The following is a 21449-nucleotide window of genomic DNA, read 5'->3' on the forward strand; positions in this document are numbered from 1 at the left end:
GCGAGCGGCCGTCAGACGGCCACGTCGTCGTCCGTCCGCGCCGCTCTCACCAGTCGCACGTTCCCGATGAGAACGCAGCCCAAGACCAGGACGAAGCCGAGAGCCAGGAGAGCTGAACCCTCGCCGCCGATCACCGACCGCGCCAGATAGAGGTACACCACCTGCATGCTGAGCAGCGTCAGCACCAGCAGCCGCTCGCCCTCGCGGTAGACGGCCTGCGCATTCTTCTCGGTGATCACGGTCGGATAGTTCAGCAAGGCGGGGCGGGCGGAGAGCCCGGTGATCGCTAGGGACACCACGAGCATGATCCCGGCGAGCACCAGAACGGAGAGCTTGCTGCCATAGTCGTCGGCCTGACCCCCAGGTCCGAAGTGCGTCGCGACCGTCTGCGGCATCGACAGGTACGCGATCACCAGCCAGACGGTGATCGCCAGCGCACCGAGCAGCCCGATCGCACGCAGGATCCGCACGGTGAAGCTGGTCGAATACGTGCGGTCAGGTCGCGAGCTCTTCATACCTCCACGGTAACCATCAGCGGGCTCCGCGCGACCGATGGGATCGCGTCAGTCCCTTGCCGGGCTCTGTCGCAGTTCCCTCCGTCTGCTCGTGGATCAGCGCCGCTCCGAGGTAGGGCAGGGCGAACTCCACCAGGCCCCGTCCGGCGGGCCGCACCAGTTCGTCATCGATGAGCCGCTCGCGGTAGGTGGACTGGTTGCGCGGGTCGATGCCCATGCGCTGCGCGATGTCGCCGACGCCGGAGGGTCCGTCGTCGGCGAGCATCGCGTGGAGGTACTCGCGTTTGCGCTGGCTGAGCCCGCGCAGGGCGGGGCCGTGGACGTTCTTGATCATCGCCGCGACCACGGCCTCTCGGCCTCCGCGCACGTCCTCGATCTCGATCGTGTCCGCGTCGCCGGTGTTCTGCCAGGCTTTCGAGCCGATGAGCTGGATCAGGTAGGGGTACCCCTGCGAGATCTCTCCGGCGAGTACGGCGGCCTCGGGGGTGATGGTCTTCGCGGTGTCGGCGATCGTCATCCGGATCGCCTCCGCCGCGGTGCCCACGTCGACGCTGCTCACCTCGATCCGGTGCGCCCGACGCAGGAAGGTGGTGCGCTCATGGTCCAGCAGGGCGTCGACCCCGGGCCGCACGCCGGCCGCGATGAAGGCGACGGCGTGGCCCGATCCGATGAGGTCCTGCACGTGCTGGGTGATGGCGTGCAACTGGTCGCGATCCACCGACTGCAGCTCATCGAGCGTGATCAGGAGGCCGCCGCCGTCCTGATCGGTGAGCTCCGCGAGGCGGTCGAGCACCGTGGTGAGGGGCTCGTGCTCCCCCTCGTAGCGATGGTGGATTTCCCGGGAGGCACCGGTTCCCGAGATCCGCGCCGAGGTGAGCCGTGAGGACTCCGCCTCCGGGTCCAGCTCCCGCAGCCGCGCGATCGCCGCGCCCCGCAGCTCCTCGACCAGGGAGGTCGAGGACGTGTGCACGCGCAGATCGGTCCAGCCCGCCTCGAGCGCGAGCTCCTTGAATTCGGTGAGCAGCACCGTCTTGCCGGAGCCGCGGGCCCCGGAGATGAGGATCGCGCGAGCCTCGGGGACGCTCCCCGCGAGGGCTGCGGTGAACTCCTCGATGGCCTCGGCGCGGCCGGCCAGGATGAACGGCGTCAGACCGAATCCGGGGGTGAAGGGGTTGGCGTTGCGGTGGTCCATGGAGGCAATCATGCCGTGTATGTATCTGTGTGTACAGGGCTCGCGGCACAAATACGCGGCACGGCTCCTCCGCCCACACCGCCTTTCTTTTCTCCACACAATGCAGTTATCAACAATTCGCAGGCCAGACTTCGAGGAGGACATTAACCTACCGCCTCACCTTCGCACTCCTGCCACACCTCCCCGTCGGGCATCGCAACCCGGCTCGTGCGTCGAGATCGCACACTGCGCCCTCATGCCGGGCGAACAGTCACGCCTGCGGGTGCCCAGCCGGCACTCCCGCGCCCTCACAGAATGCGCCACATTGCGCTTTCATCAGGGATGACACGTCGCGGAGACCATGGGTCGAGGTGGTCACGCTCGCACACCTACGCCCGCACCTGCCACTCCCTCTCGCCGTTTCCCCACCTCCCCGCTAGAGCTTCTGTGTTCGCGTTCGCGGTCGACGACGCTCGCCTCCAGAGTTCTTTCCTCCCCACGGGCCAGTTATCCACACATTCATCCACATTCGACTGGAGCCCTTCCAGAAGGGTCCGCGAACACATAAAATAAGAGACGTCACGGGCGCTGATTCCAGCGATATTCGCCGAACACGCACGCGGGAGGAGGAGCCATCATGGGAGACGAGCTCGAACAAGACGGCGCCTCCGGCAGAGCGTTCGGCCCTGACGCTGATCGCGCGTCAGCCGATCGCGCTCGGAATGCTCGACGCAACAAGCCCCGAGACCCCTCCTCCCCCAGCGCCGAGCCCGTCACTGACCCGGGGGCCGTCCCGCAGCTCCAGCCCTGGGCTGTTCGCGCCCGCACGCCGCTGACTGCGAAGCGGATCATCACAGCTGCCAAGGCGAAAGCGGGAAGCGAACAGGCGCACCAGGTGCTGGCGATCCACGCGTCCATGCGCGAACGTACCGTCCTCTACGCCCATCAGCAGGAGCTGCTGCTCTCCTTCCTGACCCGCGACCCGGAGACCGACGGGTTGATCGATGCTGCGGACATCTCCGCGATGAAGATCGCCACCGGGCTGCGCGTGACCACCCGTCAGGCCGAGTACCTGATCCGCGACGCCCACCGGTCCGTCGAGCTCATGCCCGAGACCTTCGCGATCCTCACCACCGGTGACCTGCCCGAAGGATTCCACCAGTACCTGCTGCGTCAGGTCCGCTCCCTCACCGACGAGCAGACCCGGACCGTGGACCACCACGTAGCGACCTGGGAGCTGGCCTCGATCTCCCGGCACATGTTCGAGACCCATATGAAGACCCTCATCACCCGCGTCACCGCTGGCACCATCCCCACCCTGCCCGAGACGCAGCGCCGCGTGGACCTGGAGATCGCCGACCATGCGCGCGGGACAGCGTCGCTGACCATCACCGGCCCGACCCTGGAGATCAAAGCTCTCGCCCACCGCCTGGACGTCTGCGCCCACACCGTCCAGAAGGCACAGCGTCGGGCGCTGGCCGAGGGGGAAGAGGGCCCGATCCCCTTCGACCTCGACGAGACCCTCCACGACCGCGGCCGGCCCCTCTCGCTCGCCGCTCTGCGCTACGGGATCCTCACCCACTCGATCCTCGACATCGATCCCGTCCCCGAACCCGCCAACCCCTACCGAATGCTGGTGACGGTGCCTGCGATGACCCTGCTGGGCATCGACAACGCACCTGGAATGATCGACGGCTTGATCCCGGTCCCCGCCGAGCAGGCGCGCGCCCTCGCTGCCGGTCAGGCCACCTGGCAGCGGATCCTCACCGATCCCACCACCGGGGCCTACCTCCCCGTGACCGCCGAGACCTACACCCCCACCGCGCAGATGCGGCTCCAGCTGAGGCTGCGCCATCCCGTGTGCGCCGCCCCCGGCTGCACCCGGCCCACCGTCCTCGCCTCCGAGGACGACCACATCGAGGAGTTCCATCACGAGCACCCCGAACTCGGCGGGCCGACCTCCCTGGCCAACCTGCACCGTCTGTGCTGGTTGCACCACAAGATCAAGACCGAGGGGCTCATCGACCCCGAGCGCGACGAACCGGGCAGCACCGCCCCCGACACAGCGACCGACACCCTGGCCATCGGGCTCTCCCCACCTCAACCGCCCCCGCAACGATCACAGGCAGTCGAATCGACCGTCACCCGATGGACCCTCGACGGGGAACTGCGCACCACCACTCGGGACAACGTCGACCTGCTCACCCCGATCCTCGCGCGCGCTCTCGACAACGCCTGGCAGACGCACCTGCGCGCCCACGACGACGCCGTGCGCCTCCGAGACGACGAGGCCCAGCGCCCGAAGCGCGACCGGGTCATCGAACAACGCCGCCACGAACAACAACGCTTCGTACGACAACGAGAACGCCGCCGTGGCGGGCGCGGCACCGACCATCCGGGCGGCTCCACACCACCTCCGATCAGATTCGACGACCCGCCGCCGTTCTAGCCTGATCAGACGTCACTGATCTCCACCTCGGCCGCCACGAGCTCCGCCTCGAGCCGGCGGTTCTCCTCCGGGTGAACAGCGGCCGTGAGGGAACGCAGCACGCGCACCGGAGCACCGGCGCTGGCCTCGATCGCACCCAGCGCCGTGGCGCGCACGCAGAAGTCATAGGCCAGCCCGACCACGTCGATCCGTTCCCACTCGCCCCCGGCGATCAGGTTCTCGACGTTCTCACCGGTCGCCACGACAGTGCCCTCGAGCACGCTGTACGACGGCACCCCATACCCCTTGCGCACCACATCCAGGCGGTCTCCCAGTGCAGCGGCGAGCGCCTCGAACGCGGGGTGGAACGCCGCCCCGGCGGTCCCCGCCACGCAATGCACCGGCCAGGTCTGCGAGTAGTCCGGCTCGGCGGGCGGCGTCGCGAAATGGCCACCGTTATCCGTGTCCCCGCGGTGCCAGTCCTGGCTCGCGAGGATCCGGTCGTACTGGTCACCGCTGCGGCGCACCAGCTCGGTGATGCGCGCGGCGACTTCCGCACCACCGGCGACGCCCAGTGCGCCGCCCTCGCAGAAATCGTTCTGGACGTCGACGATGATGAGCATCCGTGAAGCCATGGGTCCTCCTGATGACGGTGGGCGATCCGGCACTCAGCGTACGGACACTCAGCGTACGGAGCGGCAGGGTCGCTGCACAGCCCGGCCCTGGCACAATCGCGGCATGTCCACGCCGCTTCCCCACCCGACCGGACCCCGCTCCTACCGGACCCTTCTCTCTCCACTGGACCTGGGCCGTTTCGAGGTGCGCAACCGCATCGTCATGGGGTCGATGCACGTCGGCCTCGAGGACCGGACGTCGGACGCGAAGAAGCTCGCCGCCTACCTCGGCGAACGCGCCCGCGGCGGCGTGGGCCTCATCGTCACCGGCGGCTTCTCCCCCGACCGCACCGGCCGCCTCACCCCGCGCGGCGCCGAGGCGAACGATCGCACCCTGCGCGGCCACGAGGTCATCACCCGTGAGGTCCACGAGGCCGACGGGCGCATCATCCTGCAGCTCCTCCACGCCGGCCGCTACGCCTTCCACCCGCTGGCGGCGTCTGCCCGCTCCGGCCGCTCCCCCCTCTCCCCGTTCCGCGCGCGCCGACTCACCCGGCGCGGCGTCGGCCGCACCGTCGAGCACTTCGCCGGGGCCTCCCACCGCGCGATCGAGGCCGGGTACGACGGCGTCGAGATCATGGGATCCGAGGGCTACCTGCTCAACCAGTTCCTGGCACCGACCACCAACCGTCGGCGGGACCGCTGGGGTCGCGGCTCCGAAGGCCGGCGCGCGCTGCCGCTGGCCATCGCCGCCGCCGTGCGCGCAGCGATCGGCCCTGACTCCCTGCTCAGCTACCGCATCTCCCTGCTGGACCTGGTGCCCGGCGGGCAGACCTGGGCCGAGACCGCCACCCTCGCGCGCGGCCTCACAGAACGTGGTGTGGACGTGCTGTCCACCGGCATCGGCTGGCACGAAGCCCGCGTCCCCACCATCGTCACCTCCGTGCCGCGGGCCGCCTTCGCCGAGCAGACCGGGATGCTGCGCGAGATCGTCGACGTCCCCGTCGTCGCCTCCAACCGCATCCACGACCCTGCGGTCGCCGAGCAGGTGCTCGCCTCCGGCCAGGCCGATCTGATCTCGATGGCCCGCCCGCTGCTGGCCGATCCGCACCTGCCCGCGAAGCTGGGCGACGGTCGCGCCTCGCAGGTGGTCGCCTGCATCTCCTGCAACCAGGCATGCCTGGACAAGGTGTTCGAGGGCAAGCGGGCCAGCTGCCTCGTGAACCCCCGTGCCGGGCACGAGACCGAGCTGGTGCTGCAGCCCGTCACCCAGCGCCGCGCCCGCAAGGTGGCCGTCGTCGGCGCCGGACCGGCTGGGCTCGAGGCCGCGCTGGCAGCGGCCGAGCGCGGCCATGTGGTCACCCTGTTCGAGGCCACCGAGGAGCTCGGCGGACAGCTGCGACTGGCCGCCCGGATCCCCGGCAAGGAGGACTACGCCCAGGCGCTGCAGTCCTGGCGGATGCGGCTCGCCGCCGCCGGAGTCGGGATCCGGCTGGGCTTCCGCCCGAGTGCGAAGGATCTGCTCGGATTCCACGACGTCATCGTCGCCACCGGGGTCATCCCGCGCGTGGTGGACCTCCCGGCCGACGACGGCCCGCAGGTCATCAGCTATGCGGACCTGCTCGAGGGACGCGCCGAGGCGGGCCCACGGGTCGCTATCATCGGCGCCGGCGGGATCGGGGTCGACGTCGCGGAGTACCTCACCTCCGCGCGGCCCTCCCCCACACTCGACACCGAGACCTGGAAGGCGCACTGGGGCGTGGTCGACGCCGATGAGCACCGCGGCGGCGTGGCCCCGCGGGACCACCGCGCGACCATCGACGAAGGGAGCCTGGCCCGCGAGGTCCACCTGCTCCAGCGCAAGGAGACCCGGATCGGCGCGGGCCTCGGCCGCACCACCGGCTGGGTCCACCGCGCCGAGCTGCGACGCGCCGGCATCATCGAGCACCGCGGCGTCACCTACCAGCGCGTTGACGCCGAGGGCCTGCACATCCTCGAGGAGGACACGGAGCGGGTCGTCGAGGTGGACACCGTCGTGGTCTGCGCCGGGCAGGTCAGCGTGAACGATCTGGCCGAGAAGGTCGTCGCCGCGCGCTCGGGCCGCACGCCCCGGGTGCACGTCGTCGGCGGGGCCGACGTGGCCGCCGAGCTCGACGCCGAGCGGGCCATCCGTCAGGCCGTCGAGGTCGCCGCGAGCCTGTGAGGCCTGGACACCGCGACCCCGATCCGGGAGGATCCGGTGCTATGAGCATCCGTGCCGAGTCCGAACTGCTCGCCCGCGCGATCGACCTCGCGAGCGCGAACGTCGCAGAGGGCGGCGGGCCCTTCGGGGCGGTCGTGCGCACCGCCGACGGTGGCCTCATCGACGGTGTCAACCGGGTCACCTCCCTGCACGACCCCACCGCGCACGCCGAGGTCCTGGCGATCCGCGCGGCCTGCGCGCAGCTGGAGACGGTCGAGCTGCGCGGCGCCGTGCTCTACGCCAGCTGCGAGCCCTGCCCGATGTGCCTGGCCACCGCGCTGTGGGCGCGCATGGACAAGGTGGTGTTCGCCGCCGGTCGCGATGACGCGGCCCGCGCCGGATTCGACGACGCCGCCTTCTACGCGTACTTCGAGACCCCGGGCCACCACGCCCTGCTGCCCACCGAGCAGTCCCGGACCGCGCAGGCCGCAGCGCCCTTCGAGGCCTGGCGCGCGCACGAGGACCGCACGGAGTACTGAGTACCGTTCAGCCCCCGTGAGCGCCCTCGAGGACCTCGCGGGCGATCGGACCGGAGGTCACCGAGCCATAGCTGCCGTCCTCGACGAACGCGGCGATGACCAGGTCTCCCTGGGCGACGATCACCCAGGAATGCAGCTTCAGCTCGCCGTTCTCATCGGTCCACTCCGCGGTGCCGGTCTTGCCGATCACCGGATCCCCGGGGACATCCGCGAACTCATCGAGGCTCCCCTCGGTGACGACCCCGCGCAGCATCTCTTGCATCTGCGAGGTCTCGTCCTGCGTGAGCGGCTGCGGCACCTCCTCGGCGGCGCTCTCCTCGTCGGCGAGGATCCGCGGGTGCACGGTGGCGCCCTGTTGGATGCTTCCGAGCACGACTGCCATGCTCAGCGGCGAGGTCAGCACGCGGCCCTGCCCCATCATGGCGGCCGCATGCTCGGTGCCGGAGTCCTCGGGGTCGACCGAGCCCATGAAGGCCTCCAGCCCGGCCGGCTTCTCCTGGCCGATCCCGAGCGTCGTCGCGGCGTCGGCGAGCGCGGGCTGGTCGACGGTGTCGTGCTGGAGCAGCAGCGCCGTGTTGCAGGAGTGCGCGATGACGTCCCGCAGCGGCATCGGCCCGAACAGGTCCGGGGACATCGAATCCGCGTTCTTGAAGCTGCGCCCCTCGACGGTGGCCGTCTCCGGGCACTGCAGCGTCGTATCGGGAGTGACGCCCTCGCGCAGCAGGGCGAGCGAGGTCACGGCCTTGAAGGTCGAGCCCGGCGCGTACTGGCCGACCAGACCCACCGGGTAGGACTGCCCCGTCGGCCCGAGGGCCGAGGCGAGCACATCGCCGGTCGAGGGCTGCAGGGCGATCACCGCTGCCGGGGAGTCCTCGTCGGCGATCGCGGCCGTGGCCAGGCGCTGCAGCTCATCGTCGAGAGTCGTGCGCACCTCGGTCCCCTCGGTGGGCTCCACGCGGTGCAGGGAGCGTTCGGCGTCCGCATCCGGATCCACCGCGACGACGTTCGCACCGGCTGCTCCCACCAGTGCCTCCCGCTGCGCGGCGACGACACCGCCGCTGGCGACGAGATCACCGGCCTCGATCTCGCCGTCGGAGTTCTCGACGTCCTCCCCGCTGGCCTCGCGCAGCGCGCCGAGCACACCGGGCGCGTAACCGCGCTCCGTCGCCAGCGGCTGAGTCTCCTCCAGCGCCCGGTAGCCCGGCACCTCAGCGGCCTCGTCGAGCGGGTACTCGCCCTCGTCCTGAACCCGGATGGTCAGGGCCGGGACGAACGCCTCGGCGCCGTAATCGGAGACGCTCTGCACGAACCGATCCGCGTCGATGCCGAGCAGGCCGGCGAGCTCGCGGGCGGCCGCCTCCTGGTCCGCCTCCTCGACCTGGGTCTTGTCCAGGCCGAGCACCGTGACGTCGTGCGGGCCGTACAACGTGGTGCCGTCGCGGTCGGTGACGGTGCCGAGGGTGGGCTCCAGGGTCTGCAGCTCCAGGTGCTCGCGGTTGGTCAGATCAGGGGCGAACATCTCCGGAGCGAGGTCCGCGGCCCAGCCGTCCTCGGTGCGTCGCAGCGTGGCTTCGGTGGTGTAGCTCCAGGTCCCGGCCTCGTGCGGGAGTGCCCAGGTCCACGACAGGGTGGAGGTGCGGACCCCGTCCTCGGCGCTGCCCGCATCGGTGAGCTCGACCGTCGGGGCCTCGCCGGTCGCCTCGAGCATCGAGCCGAGGATGCGTTCGTGCTCCGCAGTGGCCTCCGACGCCTCGAGGTCCGCGAGCGCCACTTCCGCGAAGTCCCCGTCCGGCAGCGCTGCGGCGAGCGCCTCCGCCTCCTCGGTGCCGTCGCCGAAGCGATCGCGCCACAGGACGACCGCGATCACGAGGGCCACCACGACCACGGCGGCGACGATCGCGACCAGGAGACCTCGACGACGGGAACGGGGGTGTGCGGCGCTCATGGGGACATCTTCCCGGTCCCGCCGCTGATCCGTCCACCTAGACTCGGCCTCATGCCCCGAGTGCTCCACACCGCCCAGGCGCTCGTCGACATCGTCGTCGAGCTCGAGGATCTCCCCCCGCGCGGCGGCAACGCCAATGCGCTGAGCGAGCAGTGGTACGCCGGGGGCGCCGTGACCACGCTGGTCGCCGCCGCCCGCACCGGCGCCGAGGCGGTCCATGGCGGCGCGCACGGCGCCGGCCCCCATGGAGACCTGATCCGGCAGGCGCTCGCGGCCGACGAGGTCCAGCTCTCCGACGCGGTCCATGCCGATGCCGACACCGGATACTGCATGGTCATGCTCGAACCGTCGGCCGAACGCACGTTCCTCACCGTCTACGGCGCCGAGCGGCAGATCACCGCGCAGTCCCTCGCGACCCTCGACCCGCGGCCCGGGGACCTCCTGTGCCTGTCCGGGTACAGCCTGTTCGAACCCACCCGGGACCCGCTGCTGGACTTCCTGGACACGGTCCCCGCCGGCGTCGAGGTGGTGCTCGACCCGGGAGCGCCCTTCGCCACCTTCCCCCGGGAGGTGCAGGAGCGAGTGCTCGCTCGCACCACGGTGTGGACCTCGAACGCCGACGAGGCGCGCGCCCTGACCGGCCTCGACGCCCTCGAGGACACACCGGAGGCACTGCGCCGCCGCATCGGCCCGCACGCCGTGGTGATCGTGCGCGACGGCGACCGCGGATGCATCGTCTTCCATCACGGCCGCGGCACCGAGATCCCCGCCTTCCCCCAGCAGCCCGTGGACACCAATGGCGCCGGCGACACCCACACCGGGGTGCTGCTGGCCGAACGTGCCCTCGGCGCCGACTGGGAATCCGCCGCGACCCGCGCGAACGCCGCCGCCGGGATCGCCGTGACCCGCAAGGGACCCCAGAGCGCCCCCAGCCGCACCGAGGTCGACGCCTTCCTGGCCTGATCTGCGCGGGCTCGGCCCTACGATGGATGGGCACAGCGAGAGGACGACGAGCATGGACGACATCACCTTCCACGACTTCTGGGCCACCACCATCGACGGCGAACGCCAGGAGATGAGCGACTATCGCGGCCGCCTCGTGCTGGTCGTCAACACCGCCACCCAGTGCGCCTTCACCGCGCAGTTCCTCGGCCTGCAATCCCTCCAGGACCGCTTCGCCGAGCATGGCTTCACGGTGCTCGGCTTCCCCTCGGACCAGTTCCATCAGGACCCCGGGACCGACGAGGACACCAAGGAGACCTGCACCTCGACCTACGACGTCACCTTCCCGCTGTTCTCGAAGATCGACGTCAACGGGTCCCGAGCCCACCCCCTGTGGCAGTGGTTGTGCACCCAGAAGGCCGGTGTGATGGGCGGGCGCATCGCCTGGAACTTCACCAAGTTCCTCATCGACGGCGAGGGTCACGTGCTGCGCCGCTACGCCCCACCGGTGCCTCCCGCACGTATCGCAGGTCGGATCGAGCGAAGCCTCGATCTGCGCTGATCAGGGCATCCCCATCCGCAGTTGGTAGCCTGGGTCACAGTTCCCTCCCAATCGAAAGGGGTCCTCATGGAAGGCGTCGTTCTCTTCCTCGTCATTGCGGTCGTCATCATCATCATCCTGGTGGTGCTGGGCGCACTTCTGTTCGGTGGCCTGCGCACCTCGATCATGTTCACCGTGCACTCCCGCGAAGCCGTGATCGTCGAGCGCTTCGGCAAGTTCAAGCGCGTCGCGCACGCCGGTCTGAACTTCAAGGCCCCGTTCGTCGACAACACCACCCGGCCCATCTCGCTGCGCGTCCAGCAGCTCGAAGTGAACATCGAGTCCAAGACCAAGGACAACGTGTTCGTCAACGTGCCGGTGGCGGTGCAGTATGTGATCAAGGAAGAGCAGGTCGTCGACGCGTACTACAAGCTCTCCAACGCCGAGGCGCAGATCCGCTCCTACGTGTTCGACACCGTGCGCTCCGCACTGTCGGCCCTCGAGCTGGACGCCGCCTTCGAGTCGAAGGACGACATCGCCAGCAGCGTCGAGCAGACCCTCTCGGCCCGCATGCGCGAGTTCGGCTTCAACATCATCAACACCCTGGTCCAGGACATCTCTCCCGACCAGCGGGTGCGCGATTCGATGAACTCCATCAACGCCGCCCAGCGTGACCGCGTCGCGGCGCAGTCCCTGGCCGAGGCCGACAAGATCAAGCGCGTCACCCAGGCCGAGGCGGAGGCCGAGTCCAAGCGCCTCCAGGGTGAGGGCGTCGCTGCCCAGCGCAAGGCGATCGCCCTGGGCATCGCCGAGCAGTACGAGATGCTCCGCAAGGTCGGCATCGAGCACTCCGCCGAGCAGCTGCTGCTGATGACGCAGTACTTCGACACCATGCAGGATGTTGCCCGCAACGGCCGCTCCAACGTGCTCTACCTGCCCTCGAACCCGGGCGCGGTGGGCAACATGGGCGACGAGATCCGCACCGCGATGCTGCAGTCGCAGGCGGCGGCCGAGGCCACCCAGAACGCCGATGTCGCCGACGCCGAGGACCGTCAGCGCGTCAGCGCGCAGGATCTGCGCGACCAGGAGCAGGCCCGCGCCGAGCGGGCGCGCTCCGAGGCCGAGCGCCGCAGCCGCGAGGCGGCGCAGCAGGCCCAGAACGGGCCGGGCAGCCCGCCGTGGGCGCATCCCGGTTCCGCGAACCAGGGCTGATCGCTTGATCGAAGGCCCGGGGTGCTGCAGGCGCCCCGGGCCTTCTTCGACTCCGGAAAGAGGACCTGCCATGGATCGACCCAATATCATCCTCGTCTGCGTCGACGAGATGCGGGCCGACGCCCTGGGCGCCGCCGGCAACGAGCACATCGACACCCCGAACCTCGATGACCTCGCCCGCGACGGATACCACTTCACCCGCGCCTACTCCGCGACCCCGACCTGCGTGCCCGCCCGGGTCGCGATGTTCACCGGGAAGTCCCCCGCCCAGCACGGGCGGTACGGGTACCGGGAGGGAATCTCCTTCCCCGACGCGTACCCAGTCACCCTGCAGTCCACGCTGCGGGAGGCCGGTTACCAGACGTACGGCGTCGGCAAGATGCACGTGTTCCCCGATCGGGCCCGCTGCGGCTTCGACGAGGTGCTGCTGCACGACGGCTTCCTGCACGCCTCGCGGCGGCTCAGCCGGGGCCCGTCGGCGGCGATCGACGACTACGTCGACTTCCTGCGCCGCGAGACCGGGGATCCTCGCGCCGACTACCAGGAGACCGGGATCGGCTGCAATGCGATGACCGCGCGGCCGTGCGAGCGCGAGGAACGGCTGCATCCCACGCGCTGGGTGGCCGACGAGTCCTTCCGCTTCCTGCAGCGACGCGACCCCTCGCGCCCGTTCTTCCTATACATGTCCTTCCACCGGCCGCACGCCCCCTTCGATCCGCCGGGGTGGCTGTGGGACAAGTACCGCGGCCGCGAGTTCCCTCCACGACCGGTGGGCGACTGGGTCTCCCGCTTCGACGAGCACCGCGAGGACTACGCCTCCGAGGCGGAGTTCGGGGCGCAGAAGGAGACCACCCATCAGCAGGTGAAGGCCGGATACTACGGCTCGATCGAGTTCATCGACCTGCAGCTGAACCGTCTGCGCGAGCAGCTCTCGGACCATGATCTGCTACAGGACACAGTGATCGTGTTCGTCTCCGATCACGGCGACATGATGGGCGACCACGACATGTACCGGAAGTCCGTGGGGTACGAGGGCTCCGCGCGAGTACCGCTGGTGGTGCATGTGCCGCCGCGGCTGCGAGACGGCTGGGGCGAGCCCGGGCAGGTCGAGGCGATCGTCGAGCTGCGCGACCTGATGCCCACGGTGCTCGGGGTGGCCGGGGTCGAGGTGCCGGAGGGAGTGGACGGGATGGACCTGCGAGCAGCGACCTCGGACGGTGCAGTGCGGGAGCATCTGCACGGGGAGCACCTGATCGGCTCGCTGGGGCGGCACTCGATGCAGTGGATTCGCTCGCAGCGGTACAAGTACGTGTGGTTCTCCGGCGACGGGCACGAGCAGCTGTTCGACCTCGAGGCGGATCCGCAGGAGCTGCAGGACCTCGCGACGGAGCCGCAGCATGCCCAGGAGCTGGCGCGGCATCGGGAGATCCTGGTGCGGGAACTGCGTGACCGCGAGGAGGGCTTCGTCGACAGCGGCGCCCTGGTGCCCGGGCGTGTGCTGCAGTCCGAGGCGTCCTGGGTGCGGGAGCACGCGCTCCTCTGACGAGCTCCGTCGAAAGTCGCACGTCGCCGAGGTGAAGTGCAGACCGGAGGCAGATACCCCGCGGGCCCGTGGATGATGAGCTGGGACCATGACCGATTCTGCCCCGCCTCCCGCCCCGGACGCTCCTGACTCCTACGCCGTCGAGAAGCGGATCGGCCGTCTCGTCGCCGTGACGCTCGCCTGGTGGGCACATGGCGGAGTGCGATTCTTCCTCGCCCTCGTCCTCATGTACTACGGCGCGACGAAGCTCGTGTTCGGCCAGTTCGGTCTGGCCGACGCCGGCGACGCGCTCATCAGCCAGGGCGAGATGAGCCCGATGGGTCTGCTGTGGCGGATGGTCGCCTTCTCCCCGCTCTTCCAGTTCCTCGCGGGGCTCGCGGAGTTCGGCGCCGGCCTCGCGCTGCTGTGGCGGCGCTCGGTCCCGCTGGGCGCGGCGATCGGTGCCGCGTCCATGGCGTTCGTACTGGTGCTGAACATCGGCTACGACGTGATGGTCAAGATCCCCTCGCTGCTGTACCTGATCCTGTCGATCATCGTCCTGATCCCGTGGATACCCCGGCTGGCCCGTGCCGTCCTCGGTCGCGGCGAGATCCCTCGCGGGCCCCTTCCCACCCTGATCCCCTGGCGTCCGCTCGCGCGGTTCACGAACGTGCTCGGGCCGATCGCCGCGCTCGCCATAGCAGTCCTCGTCGGCTGGAGCGCCTCCCAGCTGTACCCCCCGCGCAGCATCGACGCCTCGACCCCCGCGGGGGTGTGGGAGGTGCAGCAGGACACCGCCGAGCCCGCCGCGCAGCTCTCCGAGGACGACCGATGGAGCGCCCTCGCCTTCGGCTCGACGATCAACGGGGAGGACGCCCAGGTGCAGCTGCGCCTGGCCAACGGGGAGCTGCTCACCGGCACGTACCAGCGCACCGGCGGGGGAAGCGTCGCTCTCGAGCTCCATCCGCTGCGCGAGGAGGGTCAGGCCATCGACGACTACCTGGACCAGGAGACGCAGTCGCTGACCGTGAGCATCGAGGAGCAGGCCGATGGCACCCTGCACCTCACCGGCGAGGGGCAGGACCTGGTGCTGGCCCCGGACGAGTCCGGTTCGACGCTCTACGACCGCGGCTTCAGCTGGGGCATCCGACCGGACGACCCGTTCAACCGCTGATCGCGGCGGCCGAGTCCTGAGTCCGGATGTCGGTGCGCTCCCTTAGTGTGGAGCGGGACGTGCGACGACGGAGGAGCCCAGATGCAGATCGAGTTCGGCTGGTCGCTGGATGGCACCGCCTGGGCGGACGGCTCCAGCTCGACCGGTTCGGTGCGGATGGGCCCCCGAGGCCTCGTCCAGCTGCTGCAGACGCGGCTCGCGCTGACCCGCCCGTCCGTCGACCCGGCGGTGCGGATCGCGCAGTACGCGCGGGCGATCGCGGCGGCGGACCACGACTGGGTGCGGGACTCCTTCGACGTCGACCCGTGGGCGACCGCGACCACCGTGCTGGGATGGCGGGATGCGGCCGTCATGGCCGGGGCCGCACTGCGACGAGCGCCCGGGCTGCCCCCGCGGGTGGAGGCGCTGTGCGCGATCGAGGAGGCTGCCGAGCTCTCCCCCGGCGGGGCCGATGACCTGGCCGAGCTGGTGGATCTGCTCGAGGATCTGGCCGAGGCCCCGTGGCCGCTGGGGATCGACCGGCTCCTGTGTCAGGAGGAGGCGGCGGCTCTTCCGGGCTTGTGGCCGCGGCTGCTGGAGCTGCTCGGCGGGGCCGGGGTCGAGGTCGCCGCGGCCGACGAGCCTCCGGCTGGACGCCCTGAGCTGGTGCTCCTCGAGGCCGACGATGAATGGGCCGCCGCCGAGACCGCGGCACGGTTCCTCACGGGGCGCGAGGGAGATCCGGTCCAGATCCTCGCCACGGAGGACACCGTGCTGCTGGATCAGGAGCTGCAGCGGCGGGGGCAGGCCGCGATCGGGGTCGCCGGGGCGTCGGCGGATCGCACCAGTGTTCAGATCCTCCCGCTGTACCTCTCCATCGCGATCGCCCCGGTGGACGTGCAGCAGCTCGGCGCCTTCCTGGACCTGCGGGTGCTGGATGCTCCGGAGGCGGACCGCGACCTCCTCGGTCTGGTGCCCTCGCGGGTGCGCCGGCGGTTCCTGGACGCACTGGCCGCCGAGCCCGGCACCGGCGGTCCCGCCTGGGAGGCAGTGCTCGCGGAGCTCGCCGCCGACCCCGAGGAGGCCGCCGCGTTCGAGATCGCCCGGGAGGTCTCCGCCCTGGTCACCGACCCGATCAACCCCGATCAGCTCACCCCGGCCCGGCTGCGTGCGGCGACCGCCTGGCTCGGCACGCGGCTGCGTGCCCTCGGGCAGGGAGATCCCGGGCTGGTACGCGCCGGCGCCCACCTGCAGACCTTTCTCGAGGTGATCGACACCCTCGGCGAGGACCATGTGCTCGGGGCGCGCGAGCTCTCCCAGATCGTCGCGGCATCCGGAGGCCGCGCCGCCTCCCCCTTCGCCCGTCCCGAGGCGACCGCCTCCTGGACCACCTGCACGCGGCCCGCGCAGGTGCGCCACCGTGGCGGGGACGTGCTGTGGTGGGGTGCAGACCGCCAGGACACGCACGCCGGTGTGAGCTGGGACGCCGTCGAGGTTGAGGCGCTCGAGCAGTTGGGGGCACGGCTGGTGGAGCCCGCCGCCCTGGCCGCGCTGGAGACCGATGCAGGACTGCGCGCGCTGCTCGGCGCGGCACGTCTGATCGTGATCCGAACCCGCAGCCGCGCGGAGAAGGCCACCGCGCCGCATTCCCTGCTCGCTCACCTCGCCGCCGAGCGTGCCGAGGCCGGGGAGGACGTCGCCGAGGTGCTCGCGCGGTACCTGGTGGACCTGCGCAGCACCCTGGGCCCGACGGGATGGGAACTGGCCGGATCGCGGCGGGAGGTGACGGTCCCACCGCTGCAGGCCCCCGCGGAGCCGCCGGAGGACCTCACCAAGCAGGCCGGCCCGGCGCCGCATCTGCTGCCTCGTGCCCTGAGCTACTCCCAGGCGGAGAACCTGCTGGGGTGTCGGCAGAAGTGGACGTATCGCAGCGGGCTCGGGATCCGGCCCGCCTCGGTCGCGAGCGTGCCCAGCGGAAACCAGATGATCGGCACCCTGGTGCACGCCGTGGTCGAGGAGCTCGTCAACGCCCGGCAGGAGCAGGGGCGCACCGGTGCGCCGTCGGCCGCCGAGATCGGCGAGGCCCTGGACGCGCAGGTGCCCCAGCTCGCCTCGGAGCTGCTGCTGCCCGGCCGCGAGGTCGAACTGACCACGATGCGGGAGACGGCGGTGCGCTCCCTGATGGAGTTCTTCGGCCGCCTGTCGCAGGCGGGGCTGGTGATCACCTCGGTCGAGTCCCGCTTCGAGGAACCGCTGACCCTGCGCCTGCGGCGCGGGGACGTGGACGTGCCGTTCCTGGGTTATCGCGATGTGCTCGCGCAGGACGCCGCCGGGCACCCCACGGTGATCGACCTGAAGTGGACCGCCGCCGCGAAGAAGTACCCCGAGCTGTTCGATGCCGGGGAGGCGCTGCAGTTGGCCTCCTACGCCTGGTCGCTGCACGACGACACCGCCGACGTCGGCTATTTCCTGCTCAAGCAGGGCGAGTTCGTCTCCGCGAACCCGGCGCTGGACCCGCACGGTCGGCCCACGCTCGACATCGCCGGTGCGTGGGCGACGACGACCTCGGGGATCACCGAGGCGCTGGACGCGATCGGCGAGGGCACCGTCTCCGCCCGGTCCGGGCAGATCCTGCGCGACGCCGGGCAGGACCTCGGCACCCCGCGCCAGGACGCGAAGAAGACCTACACCGCGGCGCAGGAGTCGGCGCGGGCGGACGGCGGGATCGTGGTCGACGCCCGCTGCGACTACTGCGACTTCTCCCTGCTGTGCGGCCTGAGAGGCGATGCATCATGAGCTTCACCCTGATCAATGCCTCCGCCGGCTCCGGCAAGACCTACACGCTGACCCGGCTGCTGGCGCAGCGCCTCGCAGCGGGGCTGGACCCCTCGCAGGTCATCGCCACCACCTTCACCGTCAAGGCGGCCGACGAGCTCTCCCAGCGGGTGCGCTCCACACTGCTGGACCGTCAGCAGGTGGAGGCGGCGCGCGGCATCGACAGCGCCCTGATCAGCACCGTGAACTCGGTGGCCGGGCGCCTGGTGACGGAGTACGCGCTGGATGCGGGTATCTCCCCGCAGGTGCAGGTGCTCGACGACACCACGCAGAAAGCGGCTTTCGCCGCGGCGATCGACCGGACGGCCGCGGCGGCCGGGGTGCGCTGGGCAGCGATGCTCGCCCGCACCGAGCACGACGGCGACGAGAAGGACACCGGCGTCGGGTTCGGGAACCGGAAGCAGGCCTGGCGTGGCCGGGTCAAGGATGTTGCGGACACTGCCCGCACCAATCTCCTGGGTGCCGAGGATCTGCGCGCTGCAGCGCCCGCCTCCTGGGAGGAGTTCCGGGCCGCGGCGCAGCTGCCGGAGCCGGGCGACGATCTGCGCGGCCGCTGGCTGCATGAGCTCGGACAGCGCATCGGGGACTTCGAACTGGACCTCGCCGCATCGGTCGACGCCGCCGGGGAGGCGGTCAAGGGCGGGCCGATCGCGGCACGCAGCGTGAACAGGGCCCGCGGCGACCTCACGGCGCTGCGCCGGCTCGAGCGGACCCTGCGCGACCATGATCGCGCGCCGTGGTCGAGCTGGCTGCGGTTGGCCCGCGGCGCCTTCGGGGCGCCGGCGAACGCCGCCCTCGAGCCGCTCGCCGTCGAGATCGCCGAGAGCTTCGCGGAGAATCCCGCCTGGCAGCAAGACCTGCAGGACCTCATCGCGCTCGTCCTCGACGTCGCTGCGGAGTCCCTCGAGGCCTACGAGACCTATAAGCGCGAGCTGGGCCTGATCGACTTCATCGACCAGGAGGTGCGGGCGCTGCGCCTGCTGCAGGGCTCCCCGCGGGTGCGGCAATCGATCGCCTCCCGCTTCCGGCTGCTCGCGGTCGACGAGTTCCAGGACACCTCCCCCATCCAGCTCGCCCTGTTCCTCGAGCTCTCCCAGCTCATCGAGGAGAAGATCTGGGTGGGCGACCCCAAGCAGGCGATCTACGGCTTCCGCGACGCCGATCCGCGCCTGATGCGGGACATCATCGCCGCGCTCGAGGGCGGCGGCACCGTGTTCGGGACCGGCGAGGTGCAGAACCTCTCCCACTCCTGGCGCTCCCAGAAGCTGCTGGTGGACTTCTCCAACGCCGTGTTCGCCCCGGTGTTCGCGCCCGAGGGGACGGGCTTGGAACGGGTCGCGCTCTCGATCCCCGCTCAGCGGCAGGCCGCAGCCGGCGGTGGCCGCCTCGAGGTGTGGGAGGCGACGAAGAACGACCGCCGCGTGGTCTCCGCGCAGAAGCATGCCGCGATGATCGCCGAGCAGATCCGGCGACGGATCGACGAGGGCGCCTTCACCCCCGGGGGCACCGCGGTGCTGGTGCGCAGCAATGCCCAACGAGCCTCCGTGGTCGCCGCGCTGCAGGAGCGCGGCGTGCCCACCGCCGGCGCCGCCCATCCGCTGCTCGCCACGCGCGAGGCGCAGATGGTGCGCGCAGCACTGGCCGTGACCCTCGACGGCTCGGACACCCTGGCCCTGACCGAGCTGGTGACGCTGCTGGAGGACCATGGCGCCCATCGCGACTGGTTCGCGCAGCTGATGGCCGCCCCGGACCGGGATGCGCGCAGGGAGGTGTTCGCGCAGTGGTGGGAGGATCCCGTGCTGAGCGGGCTGCGGGAGGTGCGCCGCGCCTGCATCGGCTTCACCCCGGTGGAGATGGTGAGCGCTCTGATCGATGCTCTGGACCTGCCGCAGCGGATCAAGCGCTGGACCGACCAGGGCTCGCGCCGCCGCACCCTCGATGCCTTGCGGGCGCTCGCGCGCGACACCACCGAGCGTCGCCGCGCGGAGGGCTCCCCCATCACGCTGACGGGACTGCGCTCGGAACTCGATGCCTGGGAGGAGGGGCCGGACCTCTCCGCCCTGCCCGACGCCGTCTGGGTGGGCACTATCCACGGGGCGAAGGGCCTGGAGTGGGACCACGTGGTCACCTACCTCGGCGCGCCCCCGAAGGAGCGCGATCACTCCAGCGGCGTGCTCGTGGTCTCCCCCGGCGCGCTCGACGTCACCGCCCCGCTCGCGGGTCGCAGCCTGCGCTTCTGGCCGAAGGTCGCCGCCGCGGTCGAGATCACCGAGCACCTCGCGGTCTCGGACTTCGCGACCCGCCGGCGCAGCGCCGAGGCCGAGGAGTCCGGACGCCTGCACTACGTGGCCCTGACCCGTGCCGCCCGCACCGCGGTGCTCGCCGTGCCCGGCGCGGCGACCGTGCTGGACACCCTGGTCGAGAGAACCCCGCTGGTGAGCTGGTCCGACGAGGCACTCACCGTGCACGGCACGTCGGATCCGCTGCCGGCGACCATCGCCCGCGTGAACGTGGACGAACTTCTCGAGGGGACGCCGCAGCGGCTGCCGCGCCCTGCGGATCCGCTGGCAGCGACGGATGTCCCGCTGCGTCCCAGCGGTGAGGCCGCGCGTCGTGTCTCCGCCCGCTTCCAGGCCTCGGCCGTCGGCTCCGACGACGGGCTCGGGGAGGTCAGGGAGCCGCGCAGCATCGGCCCCGTGCTGGTGTCCGGTGGTGGCCCGCAGTGGGAGCGCGTAGGCGAGGCGGTGCACGCCTACCTCGCCCTGCCGCTGACTCACCTCGACCCGGTGCGACGACGGGAGGCTGCGCAGCGCCTGCTGGAGCGGTGGATGGTGACCCGCACGGTCGATGCGCAGGTGCTGCTGGACGCGGGCGAGCGCTGGAACGCGTTCCTGACCGCGGAGTTCCCCGGGGCGGTGACGATGGCCGAGCAGCCGATCACCTGGTGGAACGAGGACTCCCAGGTCATGGAGGGATGGATCGACACCCTGCTGCGACTGCCGGACGGCTCAGTGGTGCTGGTGGACCACAAGACCTATCCGGGTGACGACCCGGTGCGGCACGTGCGCGAGAACTATCTGGGGCAGATGTCCACGTATTCCCGCGCGCTGGCCGCGGCGGGCTCCCGGCCCCAGCGGATCCTTCTGCACCTGCCGCTGCGCGGCGAAGTCCTCGAGGTGCGGCTGCCTGAGCATGGTCGCTGAGGTGATCACGCCGGAGGAGGCCGCTGCCAGAGCTCTGACGCTGGTCGATGCGGCACGGCGCACGGGATCACGCCGGATGCTGGGAATCGCGGGGGCGCCCGGGGCGGGGAAGTCCACGCTCACGGAGCTGCTCGTGGCCGCTCTGCCGGCGGGCAGCTGCGTGGTGGTGCCGATGGACGGCTTCCACCTGGCCGATGTCGCGTTGGAGCGCCTGGGCAGGCTCGAGCGCAAGGGCGCTCCGGATACCTTCGACGCCGCCGGCTATGCGGCACTGCTGCAGCGGATCCGCACGGCGATGCCGCAGGATCCCTCGGTGTGGGCGCCGATGTTCGAGCGGGAGCTCGAGCAGCCGATCGCCGGCGCCATCGAGGTCAGCAGTGAGGTGCCGCTGGTGATCACCGAGGGCAATTACCTGCTCTCCGAGGACGGCGCGTTCGCGCAGGTGCCTGCGATGCTCGACGCCCGCTGGTTCGTCGAGGTGCCCGAGCACCTGCGCCACGAGAGGCTGATCGCCCGCCACGAGCGCTTCGGGAAGCCGCCCGATGCCGCCCGGGAGTGGGCACTCGGCCCCGACGAGGCCAACGCCCGCCTCGTCGGGGCCACCCGCTCCCGGGCCGAGGAGATCATCCAGCTGGGCTGAGGTCTCC

At 70.9% G+C, this 21449-nt stretch carries 15 protein-coding genes; 11 read left to right on the forward strand and 4 right to left on the reverse strand.

Annotated features, from left to right (window positions below):
* Nucleotides 1-11: 11 nt before the first annotated feature.
* Complete coding sequence (locus INT51_RS12755) at nt 12-515, reverse strand: DUF1648 domain-containing protein (protein ID WP_193105693.1); 504 nt, start codon at nt 513-515, stop codon at nt 12-14.
* Between the two features lie 16 nt (nt 516-531).
* Entirely contained in the window at nt 532-1719 is a 1188-nt protein-coding gene (locus tag INT51_RS12760; RefSeq protein WP_226832339.1) for an ATP-binding protein, read from the reverse strand.
* Between the two features lie 604 nt (nt 1720-2323).
* On the opposite strand from INT51_RS12760, the gene INT51_RS12765 reads away from it, so the two are divergent.
* Entirely contained in the window at nt 2324-4135 is a 1812-nt protein-coding gene (locus tag INT51_RS12765) for an HNH endonuclease signature motif containing protein (protein WP_193105694.1), read from the forward strand.
* A 5-nt stretch (nt 4136-4140) separates the two neighbouring features.
* Here the strand turns inward: INT51_RS12765 and INT51_RS12770 are convergent, their stop codons facing one another.
* A complete protein-coding gene (locus INT51_RS12770) occupies nt 4141-4749 on the reverse strand; it encodes an isochorismatase family protein (protein WP_193105695.1) in 609 nt (202 codons plus the stop codon).
* Between the two features lie 103 nt (nt 4750-4852).
* Between INT51_RS12770 and INT51_RS12775 the strand changes: the two genes are divergently transcribed.
* Together INT51_RS12775 and INT51_RS12780 are read left to right on the forward strand one after the other, a co-directional pair.
* Complete coding sequence (locus tag INT51_RS12775) at nt 4853-6931, forward strand: NADPH-dependent 2,4-dienoyl-CoA reductase (RefSeq protein ID WP_193105696.1); 2079 nt, start codon at nt 4853-4855, stop codon at nt 6929-6931.
* Nucleotides 6932-6972: 41 nt separating this feature from the next.
* Nucleotides 6973-7449 carry a nucleoside deaminase gene (locus INT51_RS12780; protein WP_193105697.1) on the forward strand — a complete coding sequence of 159 codons (477 nt, stop codon included), beginning with the start codon at nt 6973-6975 and terminating at the stop codon, nt 7447-7449.
* Nucleotides 7450-7456: 7 nt separating this feature from the next.
* Here the strand turns inward: INT51_RS12780 and INT51_RS12785 are convergent, their stop codons facing one another.
* A complete protein-coding gene (locus INT51_RS12785) occupies nt 7457-9394 on the reverse strand; it encodes a penicillin-binding transpeptidase domain-containing protein (RefSeq protein WP_193105698.1) in 1938 nt (645 codons plus the stop codon).
* A 51-nt stretch (nt 9395-9445) separates the two neighbouring features.
* Between INT51_RS12785 and INT51_RS12790 the strand changes: the two genes are divergently transcribed.
* The 8 genes from INT51_RS12790 (at nt 9446) to INT51_RS12825 (ending at nt 21442) form a co-directional block, all read left to right on the forward strand.
* Nucleotides 9446-10357, forward strand: a complete 912-nt coding sequence (locus INT51_RS12790) for a PfkB family carbohydrate kinase (protein ID WP_193105699.1) — start codon at nt 9446-9448, stop codon at nt 10355-10357.
* A 52-nt stretch (nt 10358-10409) separates the two neighbouring features.
* A complete protein-coding gene (locus INT51_RS12795) occupies nt 10410-10898 on the forward strand; it encodes a glutathione peroxidase (protein ID WP_193105700.1) in 489 nt (162 codons plus the stop codon).
* Nucleotides 10899-10964: 66 nt separating this feature from the next.
* Complete coding sequence (locus INT51_RS12800; protein WP_193105701.1) at nt 10965-12089, forward strand: SPFH domain-containing protein; 1125 nt, start codon at nt 10965-10967, stop codon at nt 12087-12089.
* Between the two features lie 70 nt (nt 12090-12159).
* A complete protein-coding gene (locus INT51_RS12805; RefSeq protein ID WP_193105702.1) occupies nt 12160-13632 on the forward strand; it encodes an arylsulfatase in 1473 nt (490 codons plus the stop codon).
* A gap of 88 nt (nt 13633-13720) precedes the next feature.
* Complete coding sequence (locus tag INT51_RS12810; RefSeq protein WP_193105703.1) at nt 13721-14785, forward strand: hypothetical protein; 1065 nt, start codon at nt 13721-13723, stop codon at nt 14783-14785.
* An 81-nt stretch (nt 14786-14866) separates the two neighbouring features.
* Nucleotides 14867-17560, forward strand: coding sequence for a PD-(D/E)XK nuclease family protein (locus tag INT51_RS12815; protein ID WP_193105704.1), 2694 nt, complete (start codon nt 14867-14869; stop codon nt 17558-17560).
* The gene (locus INT51_RS12820; protein WP_193105705.1) at nt 17557-20802 is read left to right on the forward strand and encodes an exodeoxyribonuclease V subunit beta; all 3246 of its coding nucleotides are present in this window, start codon (nt 17557-17559) and stop codon (nt 20800-20802) included. Before INT51_RS12815 ends, INT51_RS12820 begins: the two co-directional genes overlap by 4 nt.
* Nucleotides 20792-21442, forward strand: a complete 651-nt coding sequence (locus tag INT51_RS12825; RefSeq protein WP_193105706.1) for a nucleoside/nucleotide kinase family protein — start codon at nt 20792-20794, stop codon at nt 21440-21442. Before INT51_RS12820 ends, INT51_RS12825 begins: the two co-directional genes overlap by 11 nt.
* The last annotated feature ends 7 nt before the right edge of the window (nt 21443-21449 follow it).

Origin of the sequence: Brachybacterium sp. FME24 (assembly GCF_014897705.1) — a bacterium.
GTDB lineage: Bacteria > Actinomycetota > Actinomycetes > Actinomycetales > Dermabacteraceae > Brachybacterium.

Bases quoted from the DNA above. Each gene is read 5' to 3' on its own strand.
- INT51_RS12820 (WP_193105705.1), top strand. From the start codon at position 17,557: ATGAGCTTCACCCTGATCAATGCCTCCGCCGGCTCCGGCAAGACCTAC.
- INT51_RS12760 (WP_226832339.1), bottom strand. From the start codon at position 1,719: ATGATTGCCTCCATGGACCACCGCAACGCCAACCCCTTCACCCCCGGA.
- INT51_RS12825 (WP_193105706.1), top strand. From the start codon at position 20,792: ATGGTCGCTGAGGTGATCACGCCGGAGGAGGCCGCTGCCAGAGCTCTG.
- INT51_RS12785 (WP_193105698.1), bottom strand. From the start codon at position 9,394: ATGAGCGCCGCACACCCCCGTTCCCGTCGTCGAGGTCTCCTGGTCGCG.
- INT51_RS12795 (WP_193105700.1), top strand. From the start codon at position 10,410: ATGGACGACATCACCTTCCACGACTTCTGGGCCACCACCATCGACGGC.
- INT51_RS12810 (WP_193105703.1), top strand. From the start codon at position 13,721: ATGACCGATTCTGCCCCGCCTCCCGCCCCGGACGCTCCTGACTCCTAC.
- INT51_RS12765 (WP_193105694.1), top strand. From the start codon at position 2,324: ATGGGAGACGAGCTCGAACAAGACGGCGCCTCCGGCAGAGCGTTCGGC.
- INT51_RS12815 (WP_193105704.1), top strand. From the start codon at position 14,867: ATGCAGATCGAGTTCGGCTGGTCGCTGGATGGCACCGCCTGGGCGGAC.
- INT51_RS12800 (WP_193105701.1), top strand. From the start codon at position 10,965: ATGGAAGGCGTCGTTCTCTTCCTCGTCATTGCGGTCGTCATCATCATC.
- INT51_RS12755 (WP_193105693.1), bottom strand. From the start codon at position 515: ATGAAGAGCTCGCGACCTGACCGCACGTATTCGACCAGCTTCACCGTG.
- INT51_RS12775 (WP_193105696.1), top strand. From the start codon at position 4,853: ATGTCCACGCCGCTTCCCCACCCGACCGGACCCCGCTCCTACCGGACC.
- INT51_RS12805 (WP_193105702.1), top strand. From the start codon at position 12,160: ATGGATCGACCCAATATCATCCTCGTCTGCGTCGACGAGATGCGGGCC.
- INT51_RS12770 (WP_193105695.1), bottom strand. From the start codon at position 4,749: ATGGCTTCACGGATGCTCATCATCGTCGACGTCCAGAACGATTTCTGC.
- INT51_RS12790 (WP_193105699.1), top strand. From the start codon at position 9,446: ATGCCCCGAGTGCTCCACACCGCCCAGGCGCTCGTCGACATCGTCGTC.
- INT51_RS12780 (WP_193105697.1), top strand. From the start codon at position 6,973: ATGAGCATCCGTGCCGAGTCCGAACTGCTCGCCCGCGCGATCGACCTC.